22 protein-coding genes are annotated in these 23,275 nt (G+C 60.4%); 5 read left to right on the top strand and 17 right to left on the bottom strand.

Annotation, left to right across the window (positions count from 1 at the left end; genetic code table 11):
• Nucleotides 1-66 precede the first annotated feature (66 nt).
• Together QNI81_RS02400 and QNI81_RS02395 are read right to left on the bottom strand one after the other, a co-directional pair.
• Entirely contained in the window at nucleotides 67-525 is a 459-nt protein-coding gene (locus QNI81_RS02400; RefSeq protein ID WP_283967238.1) for an Lrp/AsnC family transcriptional regulator, read from the bottom strand.
• Nucleotides 522-977 (bottom strand): Lrp/AsnC family transcriptional regulator, encoded by a 456-nt coding sequence (locus QNI81_RS02395; RefSeq protein WP_009176894.1) that lies wholly within the window; start codon nucleotides 975-977, stop codon nucleotides 522-524. The genes QNI81_RS02400 and QNI81_RS02395 overlap by 4 nt, the downstream gene beginning before the upstream one ends.
• Nucleotides 978-1,114: 137 nt before the next feature.
• Here QNI81_RS02395 and ilvC point away from each other — a divergent pair, with 137 nt between their 5' ends.
• The gene (gene ilvC, locus QNI81_RS02390; RefSeq protein ID WP_005632920.1) at nucleotides 1,115-2,137 is read left to right on the top strand and encodes a ketol-acid reductoisomerase; all 1,023 of its coding nucleotides are present in this window, start codon (nucleotides 1,115-1,117) and stop codon (nucleotides 2,135-2,137) included.
• Between the two features lie 194 nt (nucleotides 2,138-2,331).
• Complete coding sequence (locus QNI81_RS02385) at nucleotides 2,332-3,231, top strand: DMT family transporter (RefSeq protein WP_065332998.1); 900 nt, start codon at nucleotides 2,332-2,334, stop codon at nucleotides 3,229-3,231.
• A 151-nt stretch (nucleotides 3,232-3,382) separates the two neighbouring features.
• Here QNI81_RS02385 and glmM read toward each other — a convergent pair whose 3' ends face one another.
• From glmM to QNI81_RS02345, 8 genes are all read right to left on the bottom strand, one after another.
• A complete protein-coding gene (gene glmM, locus QNI81_RS02380; protein WP_283967237.1) occupies nucleotides 3,383-4,726 on the bottom strand; it encodes a phosphoglucosamine mutase in 1,344 nt (447 codons plus the stop codon).
• A gap of 58 nt (nucleotides 4,727-4,784) precedes the next feature.
• Nucleotides 4,785-5,780 (bottom strand): dihydropteroate synthase, encoded by a 996-nt coding sequence (gene folP, locus QNI81_RS02375; RefSeq protein ID WP_009176600.1) that lies wholly within the window; start codon nucleotides 5,778-5,780, stop codon nucleotides 4,785-4,787.
• Complete coding sequence (locus tag QNI81_RS02370) at nucleotides 5,777-6,697, bottom strand: dihydroneopterin aldolase (RefSeq protein ID WP_126136376.1); 921 nt, start codon at nucleotides 6,695-6,697, stop codon at nucleotides 5,777-5,779. Before QNI81_RS02370 ends, folP begins: the two co-directional genes overlap by 4 nt.
• A gap of 150 nt (nucleotides 6,698-6,847) precedes the next feature.
• Complete coding sequence (locus QNI81_RS02365; RefSeq protein ID WP_005659184.1) at nucleotides 6,848-7,492, bottom strand: cell wall hydrolase; 645 nt, start codon at nucleotides 7,490-7,492, stop codon at nucleotides 6,848-6,850.
• A 170-nt stretch (nucleotides 7,493-7,662) separates the two neighbouring features.
• Complete coding sequence (locus QNI81_RS02360) at nucleotides 7,663-10,227, bottom strand: putative PEP-binding protein (protein WP_009176933.1); 2,565 nt, start codon at nucleotides 10,225-10,227, stop codon at nucleotides 7,663-7,665.
• A 161-nt stretch (nucleotides 10,228-10,388) separates the two neighbouring features.
• Nucleotides 10,389-12,452 carry a glycine--tRNA ligase subunit beta gene (gene glyS / locus QNI81_RS02355; protein ID WP_283967236.1) on the bottom strand — a complete coding sequence of 688 codons (2,064 nt, stop codon included), beginning with the start codon at nucleotides 12,450-12,452 and terminating at the stop codon, nucleotides 10,389-10,391.
• Nucleotides 12,453-12,528: 76 nt separating this feature from the next.
• Nucleotides 12,529-13,056, bottom strand: coding sequence for a DUF6446 family protein (locus QNI81_RS02350; RefSeq protein WP_009176459.1), 528 nt, complete (start codon nucleotides 13,054-13,056; stop codon nucleotides 12,529-12,531).
• Nucleotides 13,057-13,078: 22 nt separating this feature from the next.
• Nucleotides 13,079-14,029, bottom strand: a complete 951-nt coding sequence (locus tag QNI81_RS02345) for a glycine--tRNA ligase subunit alpha (protein WP_005626192.1) — start codon at nucleotides 14,027-14,029, stop codon at nucleotides 13,079-13,081.
• Between the two features lie 297 nt (nucleotides 14,030-14,326).
• On the opposite strand from QNI81_RS02345, the gene QNI81_RS02340 reads away from it, so the two are divergent.
• Nucleotides 14,327-16,102 (top strand): trypsin-like peptidase domain-containing protein, encoded by a 1,776-nt coding sequence (locus tag QNI81_RS02340; protein WP_283967235.1) that lies wholly within the window; start codon nucleotides 14,327-14,329, stop codon nucleotides 16,100-16,102.
• Nucleotides 16,103-16,206: 104 nt separating this feature from the next.
• On the opposite strand, the gene rpiB is transcribed toward QNI81_RS02340, so the two are convergent.
• The 6 genes from rpiB to QNI81_RS02310 all read right to left on the bottom strand — a co-directional run bounded on the left by rpiB (nucleotide 16,207) and on the right by QNI81_RS02310 (nucleotide 20,098).
• A complete protein-coding gene (gene rpiB / locus QNI81_RS02335) occupies nucleotides 16,207-16,656 on the bottom strand; it encodes a ribose 5-phosphate isomerase B (RefSeq protein ID WP_283967234.1) in 450 nt (149 codons plus the stop codon).
• Between the two features lie 119 nt (nucleotides 16,657-16,775).
• A complete protein-coding gene (locus tag QNI81_RS02330; protein ID WP_005626202.1) occupies nucleotides 16,776-17,417 on the bottom strand; it encodes an SDR family NAD(P)-dependent oxidoreductase in 642 nt (213 codons plus the stop codon).
• A 75-nt stretch (nucleotides 17,418-17,492) separates the two neighbouring features.
• Complete coding sequence (locus QNI81_RS02325) at nucleotides 17,493-17,981, bottom strand: DUF1178 family protein (protein WP_126136370.1); 489 nt, start codon at nucleotides 17,979-17,981, stop codon at nucleotides 17,493-17,495.
• 87 nt (nucleotides 17,982-18,068) lie between these two features.
• Nucleotides 18,069-18,530, bottom strand: coding sequence for an NUDIX hydrolase (locus QNI81_RS02320; protein ID WP_283967233.1), 462 nt, complete (start codon nucleotides 18,528-18,530; stop codon nucleotides 18,069-18,071).
• Between the two features lie 199 nt (nucleotides 18,531-18,729).
• Complete coding sequence (locus QNI81_RS02315; protein ID WP_005626211.1) at nucleotides 18,730-19,506, bottom strand: EcsC family protein; 777 nt, start codon at nucleotides 19,504-19,506, stop codon at nucleotides 18,730-18,732.
• 91 nt (nucleotides 19,507-19,597) lie between these two features.
• Nucleotides 19,598-20,098, bottom strand: a complete 501-nt coding sequence (locus QNI81_RS02310; protein WP_168593420.1) for a GNAT family N-acetyltransferase — start codon at nucleotides 20,096-20,098, stop codon at nucleotides 19,598-19,600.
• Nucleotides 20,099-20,209: 111 nt separating this feature from the next.
• On the opposite strand from QNI81_RS02310, the gene QNI81_RS02305 reads away from it, so the two are divergent.
• Nucleotides 20,210-20,815: a flavin reductase family protein gene (locus QNI81_RS02305; RefSeq protein WP_283967232.1), complete on the top strand. Its 606-nt coding sequence runs from the start codon at nucleotides 20,210-20,212 to the stop codon at nucleotides 20,813-20,815.
• Between the two features lies 1 nt (nucleotide 20,816).
• Entirely contained in the window at nucleotides 20,817-21,458 is a 642-nt protein-coding gene (locus QNI81_RS02300) for a CatB-related O-acetyltransferase (RefSeq protein ID WP_283967231.1), read from the top strand.
• A gap of 93 nt (nucleotides 21,459-21,551) precedes the next feature.
• On the opposite strand, the gene QNI81_RS02295 is transcribed toward QNI81_RS02300, so the two are convergent.
• Complete coding sequence (locus tag QNI81_RS02295; protein WP_039982920.1) at nucleotides 21,552-23,162, bottom strand: SulP family inorganic anion transporter; 1,611 nt, start codon at nucleotides 23,160-23,162, stop codon at nucleotides 21,552-21,554.
• Nucleotides 23,163-23,275 lie beyond the last annotated feature (113 nt).

Raw genomic sequence — 23,275 nt, 5'->3', positions numbered from 1 at the left:
GAGCCGCCCCTCTGGCTCAAGCGCCACGTGGCTACAGCTCTTGTCGTAAAAGCCGTTAAATGCGCATCAGCCCAAGGGGCCGGGGCGACGTTCTTCGGACAGGAGCACATTGGCGTCCACATTACCCGCCCCCGGCAAGGTCATGATCCGCCGCCGCAAGACGCGTTCGAAATCGGCAATGTCGCGGGCGACCACCCGCAGGCGATAGTCGTAAAACCCCAGCACATGCTCCACCGTCTGCACCTCCGGGATGGCCGAGACCGCGCGCTCAAAGTCATCAAGGCTGACACGCCCTTTGGTGGCCAGTTTGACGCCGACAAAAACGGTGACACCGAACCCCAGTTTCTCCAGATCAAGATCCAGCACCCGATGCGACAAAATCCCTGCCTCCTCCAGCCGCTTGATGCGTCGCCATGTAGCGGGCTGGCTGAGGCCTAGCGCGCGGCCAAGTGCGCCTGCGGTCTGGGTTGCATCCTCCGACAGGGCCCGCAGGAGTGCCAGGTCAATGTCATCCAGTTCTGTCATAGCGGCAGCGCCGTCCGTGTGGTGATCCGCGCCACATGCATCAGCGCCTCGATGTCGGTGATATTCGGCAGTTGCAGGATGCGATCCCGATACAGCGCCTGATAATGGGCCATATCGCGCGCAATCACGCTGAGGCGCACATCGACCTGCCCGAGGAAGGTCTGGATCTCCAGTACCTCCGGGATTTCACGCGCGGCGGGGATGAATTCATCAAAAGCGCGTGGATTGGTCTTATCAAGTGTCACCCGCAGTGAGACCTCAACCGCGTAGCCCAGAGCCTGCCAGTCGATGACCGCCCGCGTGCCCTTTACGACACCACCCTCACGCAGCTTCTCCAGCCTGCGTGACAGACGCGAGGCAGTGAGTCCCAGCCGGTCTGCCAGATCCGGCAGCGATTGGGTCGGGTCCTCCTGAAGGTTGCGCAATATGCGCCTGTCGAGATCATCAAGCATGATTGCTACGCTAATCTACATTTTCGCGAATAGATACCGCGAAAATTGGTGAATTCATACACCAATCGCACTCGCATCCCCTGCGCTGCCGACTATGATCGCTGACAGATAGAAACTCAGGTCAAAGGATTGATCCGATGCGTGTGTACTACGACCGCGACTGCGACGTGAACCTCATCAAGGAAAAGAAAGTCGCCATCCTCGGCTATGGCTCGCAAGGTCACGCGCACGCGCTGAACCTGCGTGACTCTGGCGCAAAGAACCTTGTCATCGCGCTGCGCGAAGGCTCCCCTTCCGCCAAGAAAGCCGAAGCCGAAGGCCTGCAAGTCATGGGCATCGCCGAAGCGGCGGCCTGGTGTGACGTGATCATGTTCACCATGCCCGACGAGCTGCAGGCCGAGACCTACAAGAAATACGTCCACGACAACATCAAGCCGGGTGCCGCAATTGCATTCGCCCACGGCCTGAACGTGCATTTTGGCCTGATTGAGCCAAAAGAAGGCGTCGACGTCATCATGATGGCGCCCAAGGGCCCCGGCCACACCGTGCGTGGCGAATACACCAAAGGCGGCGGCGTGCCCTGCCTTGTGGCGGTTCACAATGACGCATCCGGCTCCGCACTGGAAACCGCGCTGTCTTACTGCTCCGCCATCGGTGGCGGTCGCTCCGGCATCATCGAGACCAACTTCCGCGAAGAGTGCGAAACCGACCTGTTCGGCGAACAAGCCGTTCTCTGTGGCGGTCTGGTTGAACTGATCCGTTGCGGCTTTGAAACCCTCGTTGAGGCAGGCTACGCGCCGGAAATGGCCTATTTTGAGTGCCTGCACGAAGTGAAACTGATTGTGGACCTGATCTACGAAGGCGGCATTGCGAACATGGATTATTCCATCTCCAACACCGCCGAGTACGGCCAGTATGTCACCGGCCCGCGCATCCTGAAGTACGACGAAACCAAAGCCCGCATGAAAGAAGTCCTCGCCGACATTCAGCAGGGTAAATTTGTGCGCGACTTCATGCTGGAAAACGCCGTGGGTCAGCCGACCATCAAAGCGTCCCGTCGTGCCAACGACGAGCACGCGATCGAGGCCACCGGCGCCAAACTGCGTGAAATGATGCCTTGGATCTCTGCCGGCAAGATGGTCGACAAGTCCAAAAACTAAGGACCCCGTTTGCGGAGCCAAGGCTCCGCAGCCCGGACCTCTGCAGGGCGCCTCGGGACACCGGGGCGCCTTTTTCACGGTGTGACACACTTCGTTCTCGAACGAAGCGTGCCTCATTGACCTTTCCTCGCACCATAGGTCATCTGCCCGCACGGCACCCGAGTTCAGCCCGTGCCCATTGTCAGGAGAAAATCATGCCGGAAATCGCCCCCCGTTACTGGGCCATGGTGGCCGCCTTAGGTCTCACTTGGGGCGGGACCTTCATGGTGGTCGAACTGGCACTGCGCGGGATCACCCCGTTTTGGCTCGCGTCCGGGCGGATCGGATTTGCGGCGCTGTTGCTGACCGCGATCTGGGGCCTGCGCGGTTTTCAACTGTTTAAAGAACGGCCAAACTGGTGGATTGTTATCTTCATTGGCGTCCTGAGCTCCACGCTGCCCTTCATCCTGATCAGCTGGGGCCTGCAGCATGTGACCTCCGGTTTTGCTGGGGTCAGCATGTCGGCCATCCCACTGATGGTTTTGCCGCTGGCGCATTTCTTCGCCTCAGAACCTCTGACCCTGCGCCGCCTGATCGGTGTGGTCATCGGCTTTTTCGGGGTCGCTTTGCTGATCGGTGGACAAGCCTTCGAAAGCAACGGCTCCGATCTGGAATGGGCCGGCCGCCTTACCTGCCTGACCGCTGCAGCCTGCTACGCGGTGTCATCCATCTCCATGCGCCGCTTGCCAGAGGTCGACTCCGTTGGCCTTGCCGCAGTGCTGCTCTTGATCGGCACCCTTGGCATCATCCCCGCCGCATGGATGGTCGAAGGCCCGCCACCTGTCATCTCGTCAGAAACCTGGATGTGGTTGGCAATTTTAGGTCTGATCCCAACCGCCGGAGCAAACCTGTTACGCGTCTTGGTCATTCGCGGTGCAGGGCCAACCTTCATGAGCCTCACCAATTATCTGGTCCCTGTCTGCGCCGTTTTCTTTGGTGCGGTGTTCCTCAGCGAAGCCCTGCCGGGCACGCTTCTGTGGGCCTTGGCCCTGATCCTCGCAGGAGTAGCCCTCAGCCAATATGGTGCCTTAAAACGCCTGTTTGGCCTGACCTGACGCTCGGGCACAAAGGCAAGCTACCCACTCATTCAGCTTTTCAGAAATATCCCGGGGGTGAGGGCTTCGCCCGAGGGGGCAGCGCCCCCTCTCGCGCGCCGAGCCAAAGGCTCGGCGCGCGGGTCCGCCCGGACACCCGGGCGGAAAAACCTCAAATCGTCGCCGCCTCTACAGCAGCGACCACATCATCCACCGCGCGGTTCAGGAGGTCTGGATCCTCACTCTCTGCCATCACTCGGATCAGCGGCTCAGTGCCGGATTTTCGGATCAAGAGACGCCCATGCCCATTGAGCTGCCCTTCCGCCTGCGCAATCGCATCCTGCACCGCATCCACCTCTAACGGTACCTGCCCCGCCTCAAAGCGTACATTTTTCAACAACTGCGGCACCGGTTCAAACTGCTGTGCCAACTCAGAGGCTTTCTGCTCCCGGCGCACCATCTCGGCAAGGAAATGCAGCCCCGCCATCAGCCCGTCTCCGGTTGTGGCATAGTCGCTCATCACAATGTGGCCGGATTGCTCACCACCGAGGTTAAAGCCACCCTGCCGCATCCGCTCCACCACATAGCGGTCACCGACGCCTGTGCGCTCGAGCCCGATACCACGATCATTCAGGAACCGTTCCAGACCGAGGTTGGACATCACCGTTGCCACCAGCGCACCGCCGCTCAACCGCCCGTCCTCAGCCCATGCGGACGCCAGAAGCGCCATCAGCTGATCGCCATCCGCAACGGTGCCGGTCTCGTCGATCACCACCACCCGGTCCGCATCACCATCAAGGCAGATCCCCACATGGGCACCATGCGCCACCACGGTTTCTGCGGCGACAGCGGGCTTGGTAGAGCCGCAGCCGCGGTTGATGTTCTTGCCGTCCGGTGACACACCTACCGGGATCACATCCGCGCCCAGTTCCCACAGTATTTCCGGAGCAGCCCGATGGGCCGCGCCATTGGCGCAATCGATCACCACCTTCAACCCGTCCAGACGCATATCGCGTGGCAGAGAGCTCTTCACCCGCTCTCCATAGCGAAAACGGGCATCATCAATCCGTTTTGCGCGACCGATATTGTGGGACTGTGCAGGCTCAACCCCCGCCTCAATCAGCGCTTCCAGCTCCAGCTCCACTTCATCGGAGAGCTTGTAGCCATCGGGGCCAAAGAATTTGATGCCATTGTCTTCGGCCGGATTGTGGCTGGCGGAAATCATCACACCCAGATCTGCCCGCATAGACCGTGTCATCAGCCCCACCGCAGGCGTTGGCACTGGCCCCAGGAGCAGCACGTTCATCCCCGTCGAGGTCAGCCCCGCCGTCAGCGCGTTTTCAAACATATAGCCTGACAGCCGTGTGTCCTTACCGATCACCACCCGGTGCACGGTATCTGTTTCACGGCGAAAATACCGACCGACAGCTGCTCCAATACGCAGCGCCATCTCGGCAGTCATGGGATGCAGATTGGCCTTGCCACGCACCCCATCGGTTCCAAAGAGTTTGCGCATCAAAGCTGCTCCTCTGTCCGGCGCACCGCCGGAGGGTCCAACAGCTGCCGTAATCTCGTTATCTCGTGGCTTGCCACAGGCGCAGGGCCTGCGCCGTTTCCGCCACATCATGCACCCGTAGCAATTGCACGCCTTGGGCAAATCCCGCAAGTCCTACGGCAATAGAACCTGGCGCACGCCGTGCAGCTTGCGGTTCTTTGCCAATCGCGCCAATGAATCCCTTGCGCGAGACCCCCAGAAGGATCGGACAGCCAATACCGTGAAACAGGCTCAAATTGCGCAGAAGCGCCAGGTTATGCGCCTCGCTCTTACCAAAACCGATGCCCGGATCAATGACGATCTGTTCACGCAAAACACCGATGGCCTCCAGTTGGTCCACCTGTGCTGCAAGGAAATCATAGACGTCGAGCACCACATTCTCGTACTGCGGGTTTTCCTGCATGGTCTGCGGATCCCCCTGCGCATGCATTACGCAGACCGGCACCCCAGCCTGTGCCGCCAGCGGCGCTAACGCGGCATCGAAGGTAAAGCCCGACACGTCATTGATCAGCGACGCGCCCGCCTCCAATGCTTCCATCCCCACGGTCGCTTTGCGCGTATCAATTGAGATTGGCACCTCACTTGCCTCGCGGATCGCGGCGATCACGGGCGCGGTGCGGGTGATCTCTTCCAGCTCTTCGACCTCAGCCGCGCCGGGGCGGGTGCTTTCGCCCCCCACATCAATAATCGAGGCCCCGTCTGATACCATCTGCAAAGCCGCGTCGCGCGCCGAGGTAAGCTCGTCATGCTGACCGCCGTCAGAAAAACTGTCCGGAGTGACGTTGAGAATGCCCATGATATGCGGATGGGTCATATCGAGCCCGGCAATTGCGGCGCGCCGGCTCATCAGACGGAACCGGACCTCTTCTGGCAATAGACCCGCCGGCACGATACGGGGCGGGGCCAAACGATCTAAAACTTCGACCTCAGTGAACCAAAGCGCGCTGCCGGCAAGATGAATAGCGCCCTCGGGGCGCGCATCTCCATGACGAACCAGGGGGCGGTAGTAACTCACAGGGTATGTTGCTCCTCAGCATGGGCGCGCAGGGGCACGCCGGGGTTGTCCGGGAGCTCCGCGCCGATCACGATCATTTCTTCTGCTTCGAAAGTAGAAGCGAACCACGCCGCAAGTGCAACCGCATTCGACGGCGGCTCGCTTGGCCCCTCGACCGCATCCAGCACAATCTTGGACGGCGCCCAGACGCAAATCTGGCCATTCTTCATGGCCCAGTCGAGCTCAGTGCGTGTTTCCACCACTTTGCAGCGTTCATCCCTGGCAGCCAAGCGCCATGCATTTTGCTCAATTGCCAGCAAATCAATACGGCGCTGGGTCCATTTATGCCCGGTTTGCGGCAACGCCAGCTCATGCGCCCCCACACAGAGGATCAGCGGCCGTTCGCGGCATTCCATCTGATCGATCCAGCCGCTCAGATTGTCACTGTCGATTGCGGTATTGGACAGGAACATCAGCCGAGGGTGCGGTTTGATGTCCTCTTCTGTCTCATGCGACACCTGATCCGAGGAACGCACGATCTCCACGCCGAGTTTGCCGGGACCTCGGTCCAGTTTTTCGATACGCACAAACGCGCGCACCGCCTGCGGCTCCCACAGGATACGTTCCGCAACCCGCTCGGCGAGGGTTTCCAACAGCGCCAGACGTTCGCGGGCAAGCTCATGGGCAATAGCCTCCGTCACCTTGTCATAGGACAGGATGCGATCGACGTCGTCGTCCAGATCCGCAGGCAGCGGCGCAATCTCTACCACCACATTGAAACAGACCCGCTGCGTGGTGCCGCGCTCTTGCTGAAATGCGCCGATTTCAACCTCGACGATATGATCGCGCAGGGAAATACGGTCCAGCGGCCCCGGACGTGCCGTTGCGGCGGACCGCTCTGAGGGATGCGCGAAGGCGAGGTGGATATCGGAACTCATGGTGTGGCCCTCGGCTGGCTTAGAACAGGAAAGAGGCTGTGTCAGGAGTCACAGTCTTAGGTCCGTTCAGGCCAGATAACAGGCTCAGACCCGCCGTGCCAGAGCCGGAAAGCGGCGTCTGGCGATCTCTGGCGGGGAAAATCGCGTCGCTTATTTTGCCGCCGTGCGGAAACGCTCGTCACGGTAGAAAAGATGCACGCCAATACGCGCGGTCTTGGTAAACTTGCGCGACCAACGCGGCTTTACCGCTGTGGTGTGATAGTAGGTGGCACCCTGGGTGAGTTTCGGGTTCACCCCGTCTAGGATCAGCCGCGCCACCTTGGCGACACGTTCAAACGCGCGTGGCTCGCGGATCACTTCCTTTTGACCATCACAGGTATACGTGAACTGGCATTGATATTTGCGACCTGTGCCCTGATTGATCACGCCACAGAATGTATTTGGGAATTGTGAACTTTTGACCCGATTGCGGATCACCTCAGCGACGGCAAACTGACCTTTGACGGTCTCGCCCCGCGCCTCAAAGTACAGCGCTTCGGCAAGGCACGCAAACTCACTGCCGCCGGACGCTTCGGGTCGGCTATCCAAGAAGGCCCGCGTGTATTCGACCTGCGTGACTTCTTTGGTTCGGCTTTGGCGTTTTCCACCCAAAAAGCGTAGCATACGCTCCTTTGGCGCGGCCTGAAGCGTTGACTGCTCCTGTTTGAAAAGCGCATCCAGCCCCATGTCTGCAGAGGCAATGCTACCGCATAGTGTTGCCGCGATCACTGCGACACACATCAGATTCCGTTTCATTCAGGGTACCCCCGGTCCAACTGCCTGCAGCGGCATTCCGACCGCAAGCGACGGCTTCGGGTAACGGAAATGTATCAAAACGTCCACCCAAGCGGACGTATACCCGTTATGCCCCAAGGCTTACATCGATGCGGCGATGTCTCTTTTGCCGCCGAAGAACCCTGAATTCGTTAATTTTTTATGTATGTCGGCGCTATTCGGCCGGTTTTATCGGCGATCGCCAATTGCGCCGCCGCGAGCCGTGCAACGGGCACTCGAAAGGGGGAGCAGGACACATAATCAAAGCCCGCCTCGCGGCAAAACGCGATTGATTCGGGGTTGCCGCCGTGCTCACCACAGATCGACAGGGTGATTTCAGGCTTGGCCATCCGTCCCCGCTGCACACCGAGTTGCAACAGCTCTCCGACACCATCCACATCGAGCACGTGGAACGGGTCTTCTGCAAAGACACCCTGCTGCACATAGGCCGACATGAACCGCCCCGCATCATCGCGGGACAGACCATAGGTCATCTGCGTGAGATCGTTGGTGCCAAAGCTCAGGAAGGCGGTGTGAACAGCAATCTCATCAGCGCGCAGCGCCGCTCTTGGGGTTTCGACCATGACGCCCAGACGATAGGTGAAATCTGCCCCGCGCTCGGATTTCACTGCTGAGGCGACCGCATCAATCCGGGCCTTCACCAATTCCACCTCACGCTTGGCCGACACCAGCGGGATCATGATTTCTGGCACCACCGGCGCCCCATCGCGTGAGGCTTCCAGCGTGGCCTCAAAAATCGCACGCGCCTGCATGTCGTAGATCTCAGGCACCGTCACCCCAAGACGCACACCGCGCAGGCCCAGCATGGGGTTATACTCACCCATTTCTTCCACCCGGCGGGTCACATCGCTGACCGGCAGGCCCAAAGCCTCGGAAAGCTCGCGCTGACCGGCGGTGGTGGTCGGCAAAAACTCATGCAGAGGTGGGTCAAACAGACGAATGCAAACTGGCATCCCTTCCATGATCCGAAACAGCTCGCGGAAATCCTTCCGCTGCATCGGCAGCAGGCGCGCCAGCACCGCGGCCCGGCCCGAAGAGGTTTCGGCAAAGATCATCTCACGCATCACCGTCAGACGGCCGGGATCAAAGAACATATGCTCTGTCCGACAGAGCCCAATCCCTTGCGCATTGAAATTGCGTGCGGTTTGCGCATCTGCGGGCGTGTCGGCATTGGCCCGGATCGCGATGTCACGCGCCGCATCGGCCCACCCCATCAGAGTGGTAAGCGCATCGTCTTCCGCCGCCTCGGTCATTTTTGGCTCTCCCGCCAAAACCTGACCCGAGGTTCCATCCACGGTGATCGTCTCTCCGGATTTGAAAACCCGCCCATCCGGTGCGGTTAACTGCTTGCGTCGGCTATCAAATCTCAGGCTGGAGGCCCCTACGATACAAGGCAGGCCGAGCCCGCGTCCGATCACCGCCGCATGGCTGGTCATGCCGCCTTTTTCCGTGAGAACACCGGCCGCTGCGTGCATGCCACGTACATCCTCCGGCGAGGTTTCACGCCGTGCCAGAATGCACGGCTCGCCGCGCGATTTGCTGGCCTGCGCCTCTGTCGCGGTGAACACCAGCCGGCCCGTGGCAGCACCAGGGCTGGCGGCGATCCCGCTGCCGATCACATCGCGTTTGGCGTCCGGGTCCACCTGACGGTGCAACAATTCATTGAGCGAATGCGCGTCCACCCGCATCACCGCCTCTTCCGGTGGGATAATCCCGTCTTCGGCCAGCCGCACCGCAATCCGCACCGCAGCCTGAGCCGAACGCGTCACCCGCACCCCATCCAGAATATGCACGCGGCCATTCTCGATCACGAACTCCACCTGCATCTCCGCCCGCAGCTTTACCCGCATCAGAGCCGCATGGGCCTTTAGCTCCGCAAAGGCTTCGGGCGCCAACTCCTCAAGCGAAGGACCGCGTTCGTCCTGCTCCAGATAGATCGATTCCGCATCGACCCCCAGCGCGTCCCGCCCCTGACTTTGGCTAAGATACCGGCCCGTGATCTGCGGTAATCCGGTTTGAGAGTTCACAAGCTGCAGCACGCCAGAGCCGCATTCGCCCTGCCCCAGCCCCGGCACCATTTCCTGCACCACCAGCCCAAGCCCGGCATCCTCCGGCGCGCCCTTGGCCGCCCGCAACAGCCGCGCCGAAGTGCCCTCCCACGCGCGCGCCATCGACCTCAGCACTGCCGCCAGCTGTTCGCCGGGATCTTGGGGGAACGGCTCTTCGGCCTCAGCCTCATAGGCCTGCAACATCTCGCTCAGCGCATCGGGGCCGCCATCCTCGACGTCCTCAAACACATCCGGGTCCAGCCGCGCCACATGCACCGCATAGGACTGCACAAACCGCAAATAAAGCGCCGCCGCCGCATCCGCGCCGAGCGTGTCGCTCAGATCCACGAACCGCGCATCATTCATGCCAATGTTCAACACCGCACCGGGGCCACCCCAGTCGGGATCTTCCGAGGATGGGCGCACACAAAGCAGCGCATCGGGGCGCAGATCCGCAAGGATCGCCTGTACGTCGACCATATAGCCTTCGGCGATCTCATGCACCGCATCAAAAGACAGCGCCACAGTCTGCGGCACCGGCAGGTTCAACCGCACCAGCCGCTGCAAACATTTCGCCCGCCCGCCATGCGTCTGATTGGCAATCGGCGCGGTGGCCGTGATCAAAGTGGCCTTCGGGGTAGTATCCATCGGTTCGTCCCCTGTGTGTTTCTGCAATGCAGCGATCCTCCCTCAACCCGAGCATAATGCGCGCAATCACTCCCGCAAGGAAAAGCATGCCGAAGCTGCAACAAAAACGGCCCTCACTATAAACAGCGAGGGCCCTTGATCACGCGAGTTGGCGCGAAGGATCAGCCCTCAATGCGGCTCAGATCAGCCACTTGACCGCAGACCTTGCGGATCTGGCTCAGCAGGTTCAGCCGGTTGCGGCGCACCACTTGATTGTCGGAATTGACCTGCACCGCCTCAAAGAAGGCATCCACCGGCGCGCGCAATGCGGCCATGCCGCCCATGGCGGCCGCGAAATCCTCGGCCTCGATGGCCGAGGAGATCGCCCCCTCGTTTGCGGCAAGCGCATCAAACAGGGCTGCTTCCGCCGCATCCTCGATGAATTTCTTGTCGGCCCCGTAGGAATATTCGACCCCATCTTTTTCCTCGGCCTGCGACAGGATGTTGTTGGCGCGTTTGAACCCTTGCAGCAGGTTTTCGCCATCCTCCGACGACATGAACGCCTCCAACGCGCGGGCGCGTTTCACCAAGAGCGTCAGGTCGTCATTGCCCTCCATCGCAATACAGGCGTCGATCACATCATGACGAATACCCTGATCGCGCAGGAAGACCTTGAGGCGGTCGTGGAAGAAGGAGAGGAGGTCACTCTCATCCGCACCCTCGTAGCCTTGGGTAAAGACACCTGCCAAAGCGACGCGCACGCCATTCTCCAGCACCAGCCGGATCACACCCAGTGCGGCACGACGCAGCGCGTAGGGGTCTTTCGACCCGGTGGGCTTTTCATCAATCGCCCAGAACCCCGTCAGCGTGTCGATCTTGTCCGCGAGCGCCACCGCGACCGAGACAGGCTCTGTCGGCACCTCATCGCTGGGGCCCAAGGGCGAATAATGCAGCTGACAGGCATTGGCGACCTCTTGCGGCAACCCGGCGGCCTCAGCGTAGTAGCGCCCCATCAGGCCCTGCAGTTCGGGGAACTCATAGACCATCTCGGAGCTGAGATCCGCCTTGGCAACCTTCGCCGCCTGTTCCGCCAAATCCGCATCCGCGCCCACTATGGGGGCGATTTCGCGCGCCAGCGCCGCGATCCGGTCGATGCGCGCGGCTTGGGTGCCGAGCTTGTTGTGGAACGTCACATTGCCAAGGCTTTCCAGCCAGCCTTCCATGCCGACCTCGGATTTCGCGATGCGCAGGTCGTTCTCCCAGAAGAACTTCGCATCCGCCAGACGCGCGCTCAGCACCTTTTGGTTGCCCGCCAGAATGGTCGCGCCATTGTCGGCGGTTTCACGGTTGGCCACGGTGATGAACTTCTCGATCCGCCCGGTCTTGGGGTTCTTTACCGAAAAGAACTTCTGGTGCTCTTTCATGGAGGTCTGCAGCACCTCCGGCGGCAGGTCGAGGAACTCCGCATCAATCGAGCCCATCAGCACCACCGGCCATTCCACCAGCCCCGCCACCTCGGCCAGAAGGCCCTTGTCATCCACGACTTCAAGGCCCGACGCAAAGGCCTGATTGGTGGCATCCTGCCAGATCGCCGCCTCGCGTTCCTTGGGGTCGAGCACCACAAAGGCGCGTTTCAGCTTGGCGGCGTAATCCTCAAAGCTGGTGACAGAAATCCGCGCGGGTGCCATGAAACGATGGCCCCAAGTTGCGTCGCCGGATTTGATACCGTCGATATCCAGCGGGACCACCTCACTGCCGTCTTCACGCGTCAACACGCACAGGATCGAATGCAGGGGCCGCACCCAGCGCAAAGACCCTGCACCCCAGCGCATGGATTTGGGCCATGGGAAGTTGCGAATGGTGCCTTCCAGCACCTCGGCAATGATCTCTGCTGCCGGGCGACCCGGTTTCTCGATGATTGCAAAATAGACCGCCCCCTTGGGGGTGTCGCGTTCCTCAAGCTGATCGCGGCTCAGACCTGCGCCCCGCAAAAAGCCCTCAATCGCCTTGTCGGGCGCGCCCACCTTAGGGCCTTTGCGCTCTTCGCGCACGGTGGGGGAATGATCCAAGAGCCCCTCAATGGCCAGCGTCAGGCGGCGCGGCGTGGTCAGCGCATGGGCCCCGGCATAGGTCAGACCCGCCTCGACCAGACCGTCGGTCATCCGCTTCTTCAAATCTTCGCCCGCGCGCGCCTGCATGCGGGCGGGGATTTCCTCGGAGAAAAGTTCGATCAGAAGATCAGCCATTACGAGTCCTCAACGGTTCGGATCTGCCGTGCGTTCACGGCAATAAGGGATGTGGCAACAGACGCGCCTGCGCCCGTCAGTTGGTTTGCGGCCGTTTGGGGCATTCCTCGCCCACAATGGTGCCGTCATAGGCCTTTTCGCCACAGTTGTTCAGTTCGTGCCAGACGTAACCCCGGCCATCCTCAGTGATGGCCACGATACGGTCGACACCAAATTCGATGTTCTTTTCAGAGATAAACGCCGTCGCCTGACCGTCATGCAATGCCTGCCCGATGGTATTGGCGTCAAAGCAATCAAACCAGTTTGGCGCATTACGCGGCTCACGCGCGTCAGACAGTTGATAGAGCTGCGCCACCTCCGCCGGTTTCAGCGGCGTGGTGAAACAGGCGCGATAGCGGATCGGAGAGCTATCGGCATCAATGGCCTGAAAGTTTCCATAGGCGATGGGTTCCGGCGTCTCGCCTCCGATCGGCAACAACACGACATCCTGCCCGGGCTTTTCAACGACATCGTCATAAAAGCCATAGACCTGCAGGTAGTACATCGCGATCCCTGCCGCGAGGCCAGAGACGATGAGAATGATCGACAGGATTTTACCGGTCATATCAGATGCTCCCTTGCGCCGCTCAGGCCGCTGTTTCGCCCGCTGTCTCGCCGGTGTGTCCGCCCGCCTCGGTCAGCACAAAGGCATCGGCGCATTGCTTTGCCAGCGTGCGTACGCGCCCGATGTAGGCCTGACGCTCGGTCACGGAGATCACACCGCGCGCATCCAACAGGTTAAAGATATGCGAAGCCTTGATGCACTGGTCATAGGCCGGATGCGCCATGATGATGCGCTTGCCGGTTTTGGGATCCATATGCTCTTGGGCGAGGATCGCGGCACATTCGGCCTCGGCCTCCTCGAAATGACGCAAGAGCACCTCGGTATTGGCCACGTCAAAGTTCCAGCGCGCGTATTCTTCTTCGGTCTGCTTGAAGATATCGCCATAGCTCAGCGGTTGTGGCGACTGCGGATCGTTGAAGGGCATATCCATCACGTGATCAATGCCGAGGATATACATCGCCAGACGTTCCAGACCGTAAGTCAGCTCGCCCGAGACCGGGTGACAATCATGACCGCCGACCTGTTGGAAATAGGTGAATTGGCTGACTTCCATACCGTCACACCAGACTTCCCAGCCGAGCCCCCAGGCGCCAAGCGTCGGGCTTTCCCAGTCGTCTTCAACAAAGCGGATGTCGTGCAGCTCCATATCGACGCCGATGGCCTCCAGCGAGCCGAGATACAGCTCCTGCAAGTCGGGCGGGCTGGGTTTGATCAGCACCTGATACTGGTAGTAATGCTGCAAGCGGTTCGGGTTTTCACCGTAGCGCCCGTCCGTGGGGCGGCGCGAGGGCTGCACGTAGGCTGCGGCCCATGCGTTGGAGCCAAGCGAGCGCAGCGTGGTTGCCGGGTGAAAGGTGCCCGCGCCCACTTCCATATCGTAGGGCTGCAGGATGGCGCAGCCCTTGGAGGCCCAATAGGTCTGCAAACGCAGGATGATCTCCTGAAACGAACGCGGGGCTGTGGTCTGGGTCATGTCTCTTCCCCTCTAGGGCATCGGCGCGCCCGCCTCATGAGAGCCACCGGAAGCCCACACAGACGGTGCAATGTTCGACCGTCTTCCTATGCAAGCCCCCCGGCGGGGTCAACGGCCCCGTGCGTTGCAAACCCCAGCGAGACAGCAGACAGGGGGAAAATTCGCGTCGAAGTGTCGAAGATGAGAAACAGATGCATATAACACGCAGATGTGCGGATTCTCGCCGTTTCCTTTTGGGACACAAAATGGTTACCTGCGCGGCGAACAAAATCCGTTTCTTCGTACAGAGGATTAGCAATGAAGAACCTATTTGCCTCGGTGTTGTGGGCATTGATCCTGTGCTTTGCGGCGCTTCCGGGCGTCTCACAGGCGCAGCAATCCAATGCCGGAGGCGTCTGGATTCAGGTCGCCGCCCGCCCGTCGCTGAGCGAAGCGCAGGAAGAGGCACGTGATTTCGCCGCCCGCCTTCCCGATGTGTCAGGATATGCGCTTGGCGGGGGCTGGTATGGCATCGTCATCGGCCCCTATGCACGCTCTGACGCCGAACAAGTGCTGCGTGTCTACCGCGCTGAGGGCCAGATCCCGCGTGACAGTTTCATCACCTTCACAAGCAACCTGCGTACTCGCTTTTATCCTGTAGGAGCCGAGTCGGAAGGAACGGCCCCGGTGCCGCTGGCGGATTCCGAGGTTGAGGCCGCTCCCGCAGAGGATGCTGCTTCCGACGTCACCCCAGACGTCGCAGTGGCCGATGAAACTCCGGCTCAGGCGCGCCAAAGCGAACGCGCCCTCACCCGCGAAGAGCGCATGGACCTGCAAATCGCGCTGAAAGCGGCAGGGTTTTACAACTCTGGCATCGATGGCGCTTTTGGTCGTGGCACCCGCGCGTCCATGTCTGATTGGCAAGTGGCACGCGGCTATGAGGCGACCGGTGTTCTGACCACCGGCCAACGCAAAGCGCTTATGGATGAATATAACGCACCGCTGATTTCCACCGGTATGGCGTCATATACCGACGAAGCCGCAGGCATCTCGCTGGATCTGCCATTGAACGAAGTGGCCTTCAGCCGCTACGAGCCGCCTTTTGCGCATTTCGATACGGCGGGCGATCTTGGTGCGCGTGTGCTGCTGATTTCGCAGCCCGGCGACCGCCGCACGCTCTATGGTCTTTATGACATTATGCAGACGCTGGCGATCATGCCGCTCGAAGGTCCGCGCGAACGCACTGGCGACCGCTTCACCCTCGAAGGGCGCGACAGCAAGGTGGTCACTTATGCAGAGGCACGCTTGATTGATGGGGAGATCAAAGGCTTTACCCTTGTGTGGCCCACAGGGGATGAGGCGCGCCGCACCCGTGTACTGGCTGCCATGCAAGAGAGCTTTACCCGTCTGGACAATGTGCTCGACCCGGCTGCAGGTATGGATGATGCACAATCCATCGATCTGGTCTCGGGTCTGGAAATCCGCAAACCACGCCTGTCGCGCTCGGGCTTCTTTGTGTCGGGCGACGGTGTGGTTGTAACCACCGCTGACGTGGTGAACAGCTGCGGCAGCATCACCGTGGATCGCGACGTAACCGCCGAAGTGCTGCTAAGCGATAGCGAAGCGGGCATTGCAGTGCTGAAACCGACCGTAGCACTTGCGCCAATGGCAACCGCACCGCTTGCCTCCACCGCGCCACGCCTGCGCAGCGCGCTTGCGGTTTCCGGCTACTCCTACGGCGGTGTCCTCGGCGCGCCGAGCCTCACTTGGGGCGCGCTCAGTGACCTCAAGGGCTTGCAGGGTGAGGATTATCTAGCCCGTCTGGAACTCGCCGCTCAGCCCGGTGATGCCGGTGGTCCGCTTTTGGACAAGGACGGCACGGTGCATGGCATGCTGTTGCCCGTTGTGACCGATGGCCCGACATTGCCCGAAGGCGTGCGGTTTGCGCTCAAAGGTGAGGTGATCCGCATGGCCCTTGAAAAAGCGGGCGTCGGCCTGCCCGCGACAGAAGCCTCCGCCACTGGCGAGATGCCATTATCGCTGCTGCAAAAAGAGGCCACCGGCCTTACGACGCTGGTCAGCTGCTGGGACTAAGACCTCCCATACCCCGAACATCAAAAGGCTCCCGAAGATCACTTCGGGAGCCTTTGTTTTAAGGCCGGATCACACGTGCACGTGACCCGGATCTGATCTTGTCATCAGCCTTCGATTGCGGAAATCATATCGACACGAGTGCCGTGACGACCGCCCTCAAACTCAGTGTTGAGGAAAGCATCAACGATTTCCAGCGCCAGCCCTTCCCCCACGACACGCGCACCGATCGACAGCATATTGGCGTCATTATGGGCGCGGATCATCTGGGCGGAGAATGTATCAGAGCAGACACCGCAGCGGACGCCTTTGACCTTGTTGGCGGCCATCATGATGCCCTGACCGGTGCCGCACAGCAAAATACCCAAGTCGCTTTCACCTGCCGCCACGTGACGCGCGGCAGCTTCACCATGTTTGGGGTAATGGGTGCTCTCCGGCGTGGTGGGGCCAAGGTCGGTCACGCTATAGCCGCGTGCCTCGATATGTTTGGCAATGGTTTGACGCAGCTCGATGGCGGCGTGATCACTGGAAAGAACGATGCGTTTGCTGGCAGTCATGATGCGGTCATCCCGTTTCCCGGCCCGGATCATTGGGCCGGTGGTGGTGGATCAGAGGGGGTTCGCCCCGCACATAGCGGGTTTTACCTTGATCGCAAAGACCCCGCATGACTACACCCTCAGTAGGCGTGGACCTGACCGTCCCAAGTATGGAAACACCCCGTGGTGTCGAGCGACAGGACGTCAAATTCGTTAATCAGCCCCAAGGCGCATTCCTGCACCGAGATATCGCCGTCCTGCCCCCCCATATCGGTGCGTACCCAGCCAGGATGATAGATCCCAACCGCGATACCTTCGGGTTTGAGGTCGGTTGCAAGGTTGCGCCCGATATTGAGCGCTGCCGCCTTTGAGGCGCGATAGGCATAAGATCCCCCCGGCGCGCGGGCATGGCTGGCCATCTGCGAAGAGATAATCGCAATCTTCGGCGCCTCCGCGAGTTTCAGGTTTGGCAGCATCGCCTGCACGGTCAGAAACACACCGGTCACATTCACCGCCAGAGATTTCGCCCAAACCTCAGCGGTATAGTCCTTCAGCGCCATGGATTTATCGAGGTAGACGCCTGCATTACAGATCAGAAGATCAACCGGATCGCCTTTGATCTGCGCCGCAAAGCGCGCTTGCTGGCCCGGATCACTTACATCAAGCCGCGTGCCCGAGGAATGATCGCGCGAGGTGCCCGTCACCCGGTCGCCACGCTCAGTCAGCCGTGTTTTCAGCTCGCGTCCGATACCGCGGCTGCTGCCTGTCACCACCACATGCATTGGCGGTCTCCTTCCTGTCTGCTCTGCCTGCTCCTATCCGCAACCGGTCCCAGCGAGTCGCAAGATAGGTCTGCCTTAGTTGGTCTTGCGTGTGGGCGCAAAGGGCAAGGGCAAAACCGGCACGCCTTCTTCGATCAGCGCTTTGGCCTCTTCCGGCTTTGCCTCGCCATGGATCGAGCGCGTGGGCGCATCACCCAGATGCATCTCGCGCGCCTGTTTCACGAAATCCTTGCCGACGTAGTCTGAATTCGCCTCGACCTGTTTTTTGAGCGCAGAAATCGCCGCTTCCAGTTCATTCGATGGTGTCGAAAGCGATGTCGGGGCCGGCGCGACCTGTTTCGGTGCAGCTGGCACAGTGTCAGGTGAAGTTTCTGACGCGGGGGCAGCGGCCGCTTTGCGACCGGGGCGCACTCTTGGCGCCATCAGGGCCTTTTCCACCTTGGTGGATCCACAATGGGTACAGGCAACCATGCCCGTGCCTAAAAGCTTTTCGTAGGCCTCTGCCGATTGGAACCAGCTTTCAAAGCCGTGTCCTTCAGCGCATTTCAGTGCATAACGTATCATTTTTTGTCTCGTGCTCAGAGGCGACGATTAAATACGGCTGGGCGAGGTTTGCAAGGGTGGCCGTGCCCGGAACCACCCGCCCCGTCATTACAGGCCCTTTGGCGAGAATGAACGCAGCAAGGCCGCCAATTCTGGCTCGGCCACTTGTTTTGCTGCGCGGCTCAACGACATCCACACCCGCAAGCGGTCTTCGCGTTCAGGAAAACTGTCCGCGAGCTTGTGCACCTTCAGGGCAAACACATCCACCCGACAGCGCAAATTTGGTGCAGCTTCGCGCACCTTATCATAGGTAAACCGACCGATTGGCATGTCCAGCGTCTCTCCTGTGACGCCCGCCTCTTCCCATGCCTCGACACCAGCCGCCTGAGCCGCTGATTTCTCCTCCATCGGCCAGCCTTTTGGAATGATCCAGCGCCGTGTCCGCCGAGATGTGACAAGCAACACTTTGACCCGCCCCTTGGCAGTGATCCGATAACACAGTGCCCCGACCTGCTGGTGCAGGGCCTGCTGCTCGCCTTGCGGCCTGACTGCTTCCAAGACCTCTGACATGGGTCTCCTGCCTTTTTACTCTTTAAAATTGCGGCCCAAACACGGGCCAACCAAATAACACGCGCCTCAAGATTGCGAAAAAATGGTTAACATTCCTTTTACCCCTCTTCACCGTGCAATCCAGAGGAGCAAAGGTTATGGGCGTTATGATGCCGGTCGGCGGGTACGATCACGATACCGCGTCGTTTGGGATGCGCTCTCAGCTCAAAAGCCGCTGTTGCAGGCGTTCCACCATCTGCGGATAGGGCGTATCGGCCTCTAATGCGAGGCGACGCAGCGCAAAATGCACATGCGCCATTTCCTGATAATAGCCCGAATAGACATAGTTGACACTACCGCCCGCCACAGCCCCCAGAACGGGCACCATCTGCGCGGCGAGTTTTGGACCAAGCGCCACTGCCAAGCGCGGGGCAACGGCTGCGATCAATTGCGACAATCCTGCGCCAGACAGCCCCAGTCGCAAGGTCAAGAACCCCGTGTCCGCCCCATCATCATGCGCCATAGGCCCCGCAGCGGCAAAAACCTCGACCGCATCAAAACGCACGCTTTTGGCATTGGGATCAAAACCATACTCCTGCGCGACACCCTGAATGCTGCGCATCAAAAAGGTCGTTGTCGCAGGCAATTCCACCAATGCGCCCGGCAACCCGGCCGCGCCCCCCACCATGCCCATGGTGGTACTGACCCAGCGATTGGTTTGTGCTGGCTGATCGGGCAGAACGCGACGGCTAAGCGCCGCCCCCCGAACAGAGAGATGCAACGCCTGCAAAACCGCGCCCTCAATCGCACTGCGCACGGGCCTCGGCATACGGCGCATCAGATCTTCTCCCTGACCGCCCAGCGCATTCAACAACCGCATGCCAAAATGCCCCGCCGCCCGGTAGCGAGCGGCAATCGCATCCAATTCTGCTTCGACATCGCGCACCGTCAGGCTGCGCTCGCTGCTCTCCAGAATTTCACCCGGCAGTTCGCCCATGTCTGACCTCATCCCTGCTGCGCCTGCCATAAGAGATCAGAAGCCACGTCCATGGTTTCAAGGTCTGGGCATCGCCTCCGGGCCTTGAGTGTTACCCCTGCGCCGCACCGCTCCAGCGCGTCACCCGCCCCTGCACCCCCTGCCATGCATTTGGGCTCAGGTTCAGGCCCAGAATACGTTCGGGGTTGGTCGGCGGCGGCATCTCCACGCCCTCAAGCCGCACAAAGCCAAAGCGCTGATAATAAGGGGCATCCCCCACAAGGATCACGCGTTGCCAGTGGCTGTGCTCCGCCTTCCACAGGCTGTCGCGGATCAGTGAGGCACCGATGCCCTCGCCTTGCCGTGTCGGGTGAACCGCCACCGGCCCCAACAAAAGCGCGTCGCTGTCACCGACATGAACGGGCCAAAACCGGATCGCACCTGCCAGAATGCCATCGCTGTCGCGTGCCACCTGACTGAGCGCACGCACCGGGGCGACATTGTCGCGCAGACGATAAGAGGACAAAGCCGTCCGTCCCGGCGCAAAGCACAGGTCATAGAGGGCTTCCACCTCCCAAGAATCCTCCGGCATCTCCGGCGCGATTGTGATCACGTGTCTCAGGCTCCGTCTGCTGCGCTTTGCGACCACAGGGCCAACTCGACGCGGGGGTGGATTTCGCCCTAGCACGGGCGTAAGTCTGGGGCAAACACTTGGAGACATAGAATGTTCTACCGCCCCGAGGATGGCCACGGCCTGCCCCATAACCCGTTTAACGCCGTCGTGACCCCCCGCCCGATCGGCTGGATCTCCACGCGCTCCGGCGCAGGCGTCAACAATCTCGCGCCCTATTCCTTTTTTAATGCCGTTGCTTATGTGCCGCCGCAGGTGATGTTTGCCTCCACCTCGACCAAGGCGGATCAGGACGGCACCAAGGATTCCATGGCCAATATTCACGAGACCGGCGTCTTTTGCGTCAATATCGTTGAATATGCCATGCGCGATCAAATGAACAAATCCTCTGCAGCGCTTGATAAGGGCGTCGACGAGTTTGCCCATGCGGGGCTTGAGGCGGTTGAGTGCGAGACGATTAACTGCGCCCGTGTCGCAGGTGTGCCCGCTGCGCTGGAGTGCAAGCTCACGCAGATCATCGACCTGCCCGGCGAGGCCAACAAAGTGGCCTTTGGCGAGGTGGTTGGCGTGCATTTGCGCGATGATTGCCTTGTGGACGGGATCTTTGACGTGACCAAGTACCAGCCGCTCTCGCGTCTTGGGTATCGCGATTATGCCAAGGTCAGCGATCTGTTCGCGCTGACGCGTCCGGAAGACTGAGATGCCGCTCCCAGATCCAAAGATGCGCCACCCGATCATCCTGCCCGATGGCTCGCCTCATGCAGGCACGGTGCAGCTGGCGCGCGCGGTGGAGAACCCGAACTTCATCGTCGGTGATTACACCTATGCATCGGATTTTGATCCGCCACGGGACTGGGGCAGCCATCTGGCGCCCTATCTCTTTGCTGGCGCGCGCGAGCAGCTGAAAATCGGCCGGTTCTGCCAGATTGCCCATGGGGTGAAGTTTATCACCGCCTCGGCCAACCATGCACAAGAGGGCCTCAGCTGTTACCCCTTCCCGGTCTTTGATCCGGCGCAGATGGCCGGGTTTCAGCCGGATACCCGCGACACGGTGATCGGCAATGATGTCTGGATCGGCTACGGCGCGTTGATCCTGCCCGGTGCCCGCATCGGTGATGGGACCATTATCGGCGCGGGTGCTGTGGTACGTGGCACAGTCCCCCCTTATGCAATTATGACCGGCAATCCGGCCACCATTGCCCGCCACAGGTTCCCTAAGCCGCAGATTGCCCGTCTGTTGGCGCTCAAATGGTGGGATTGGCCAGCAGAACTGATCCTGCGCGCAGAACCCGCCATCACATCTGGCGATCTCGACATGCTCGAAGCGCTCGCGCCCGACTGATCTGCCGCTTCGGCGCGCGACCTCCTTTTTAAAACAAAAAAGCCGCGGTCCCATTTGGGACCGCGACCGCTTTGCTAACTTGCCTGCCAGATCTCAGTGACCGCCCAGAATGCCGGTTTTCACCGAGTAATCCACCGCCAGACCATATTCAGGGTCATCGTCGCTATCGACCATCAGATGACCCGCCTTCGAGAGCAACTGGTGACAATCGCGGCTCAGATGGCGCAGCTGCAACGCTTTGCCCGCCGCCGCATATTTTCCGGCCAAAGCCTCAATCGCCTGCAGCGCCGACTGATCCACCACGCGCGAGGCTGCAAAATCAACGATCACCACATCCGGGTCGTTCTCGATATCAAACAGCTCGATAAACCCGTCCGTAGAACCAAAGAACAGCGGGCCTTGGATCTCATAGACCTTGGCCCCTTTCTCGCTGACACTGTCGCGGGTGATCGCATGAATGCGGCGGGCGTTGTTCCACGCATAGGCCAAGGCCGAAACAATGACCCCAACCACCACGGCAATTGCAAGGTCGGTCATGACTGTCACCACAGTTACCAGCACAATGACAAAGGCATCCGTGAGCGGCACTTTGGTCATGATCTTAAAGCTGTTCCACGCGAAGGTGCCGATCACCACCATGAACATCACCCCGACAAGGGCAGCCAGCGGAATCTGTTCAATCAGCGGCGAGGCCGCAACGATGAACAGCAACAGAAACAGGGCGGCCGCAATCGCCGCAATCCGGGTCCGCCCGCCAGAGTTCACATTGATCATCGACTGGCCAATCATGGCGCAACCGCCCATGCCGCCAAAAAAGCCGGTGACGATGTTAGATGTCCCTTGCGCGATACACTCCTGGCTCGCACCGCCGCGTTTGCCGGTGATCTCCCCCACAAGGTTCAGCGTCAAAAGGCTCTCAATCAGGCCAATCGCTGCCAGGATCACCGCATAGGGCAGGATGATCTGCAGGGTCGCCCAATCCAGCGGCACCATCGGGATATGGAACATCGGCAAGCCCCCCTCAATCGAGGCCATATCCCCAACCCGCGGCACATCCAGACCAAATGCAATCACGATAATCGCCGTAATCCCAATCCCCGCGAGCGGTGCCGGGATCACCTTGGTCAGTTTTGGCATGCCCCAGATGATCACCATCGTCAGCACCACCAGCCCCAGCATCATCAAAAGCTGTGGCCCTGCGAGCCATTGTTCGCCGTTGCTACCCGGCTGTTTAAACTGCGTCAGCTGCGCAAGGAAAATCACGATGGCCAGACCGTTCACAAACCCCAGCATCACCGGATGCGGCACCAGCCGGATGAACTTCCCCCAATGCATCACCCCCGCAATCACCTGCAGGATGCCCATGAGAACCACAGTTGCAAAGAGATATTCGACGCCGTGGTCTGCAACCAGGGCAACCATCACCACCGCCAGCGCGCCAGTCGCGCCGGAAATCATACCTGGACGCCCCCCGATCAGCGCCGTAATCAGCCCCACCAGAAAGGCTGCATAAAGCCCCACCAGCGGGTGCACGCCCGCGACAAAGGCAAAGGCAACAGCCTCCGGCACCAGCGCCAGTGCGACCGTCAGGCCCGACAGAAGCTCGGTGCGCACACGGGCCACGGTGAAGCCCTCATCCTGCATGATGGAAAGATTGGGAGGAGAGATATTCTTGGCCAGAAGGCCCAGTACGCCGCGTGTCATGACACCAAAACCTGTGAATTCGGGAAGCTTGTTTTGAGCGCCTGTTAGCGCCATTGCCCCCGCGACACAAGGCAAGGCAAGAAAACAAGGGCCCATAGCGTCGCAGTCGCCCA

The sequence above is a fragment of the Tritonibacter sp. AK171 genome (assembly GCF_030127025.1).
Lineage (GTDB): Bacteria > Pseudomonadota > Alphaproteobacteria > Rhodobacterales > Rhodobacteraceae > Epibacterium > Epibacterium mobile.
The sequence above is the reverse complement of the archived record's forward strand: the minus strand, read 5'-3'. Positions and strand labels throughout refer to the sequence as shown.

Bases quoted from the DNA above. Each gene is read 5' to 3' on its own strand.
- QNI81_RS02400 (WP_283967238.1), bottom strand. From the start codon at position 525: ATGACAGAACTGGATGACATTGACCTGGCACTCCTGCGGGCCCTGTCG.
- QNI81_RS02395 (WP_009176894.1), bottom strand. From the start codon at position 977: ATGCTTGATGATCTCGACAGGCGCATATTGCGCAACCTTCAGGAGGAC.
- ilvC (WP_005632920.1), top strand. From the start codon at position 1,115: ATGCGTGTGTACTACGACCGCGACTGCGACGTGAACCTCATCAAGGAA.
- QNI81_RS02385 (WP_065332998.1), top strand. From the start codon at position 2,332: ATGCCGGAAATCGCCCCCCGTTACTGGGCCATGGTGGCCGCCTTAGGT.
- glmM (WP_283967237.1), bottom strand. From the start codon at position 4,726: ATGCGCAAACTCTTTGGAACCGATGGGGTGCGTGGCAAGGCCAATCTG.
- QNI81_RS02370 (WP_126136376.1), bottom strand. From the start codon at position 6,697: ATGAGTTCCGATATCCACCTCGCCTTCGCGCATCCCTCAGAGCGGTCC.
- QNI81_RS02365 (WP_005659184.1), bottom strand. From the start codon at position 7,492: ATGAAACGGAATCTGATGTGTGTCGCAGTGATCGCGGCAACACTATGC.
- QNI81_RS02360 (WP_009176933.1), bottom strand. From the start codon at position 10,227: ATGGATACTACCCCGAAGGCCACTTTGATCACGGCCACCGCGCCGATT.
- glyS (WP_283967236.1), bottom strand. From the start codon at position 12,452: ATGGCTGATCTTCTGATCGAACTTTTCTCCGAGGAAATCCCCGCCCGC.
- QNI81_RS02350 (WP_009176459.1), bottom strand. From the start codon at position 13,056: ATGACCGGTAAAATCCTGTCGATCATTCTCATCGTCTCTGGCCTCGCG.
- QNI81_RS02345 (WP_005626192.1), bottom strand. From the start codon at position 14,029: ATGACCCAGACCACAGCCCCGCGTTCGTTTCAGGAGATCATCCTGCGT.
- QNI81_RS02340 (WP_283967235.1), top strand. From the start codon at position 14,327: ATGAAGAACCTATTTGCCTCGGTGTTGTGGGCATTGATCCTGTGCTTT.
- rpiB (WP_283967234.1), bottom strand. From the start codon at position 16,656: ATGACTGCCAGCAAACGCATCGTTCTTTCCAGTGATCACGCCGCCATC.
- QNI81_RS02330 (WP_005626202.1), bottom strand. From the start codon at position 17,417: ATGCATGTGGTGGTGACAGGCAGCAGCCGCGGTATCGGACGCGAGCTG.
- QNI81_RS02325 (WP_126136370.1), bottom strand. From the start codon at position 17,981: ATGATACGTTATGCACTGAAATGCGCTGAAGGACACGGCTTTGAAAGC.
- QNI81_RS02320 (WP_283967233.1), bottom strand. From the start codon at position 18,530: ATGTCAGAGGTCTTGGAAGCAGTCAGGCCGCAAGGCGAGCAGCAGGCC.
- QNI81_RS02315 (WP_005626211.1), bottom strand. From the start codon at position 19,506: ATGGGCGAACTGCCGGGTGAAATTCTGGAGAGCAGCGAGCGCAGCCTG.
- QNI81_RS02305 (WP_283967232.1), top strand. From the start codon at position 20,210: ATGTTCTACCGCCCCGAGGATGGCCACGGCCTGCCCCATAACCCGTTT.
- QNI81_RS02300 (WP_283967231.1), top strand. From the start codon at position 20,817: ATGCCGCTCCCAGATCCAAAGATGCGCCACCCGATCATCCTGCCCGAT.
- QNI81_RS02295 (WP_039982920.1), bottom strand. From the start codon at position 23,162: ATGACACGCGGCGTACTGGGCCTTCTGGCCAAGAATATCTCTCCTCCC.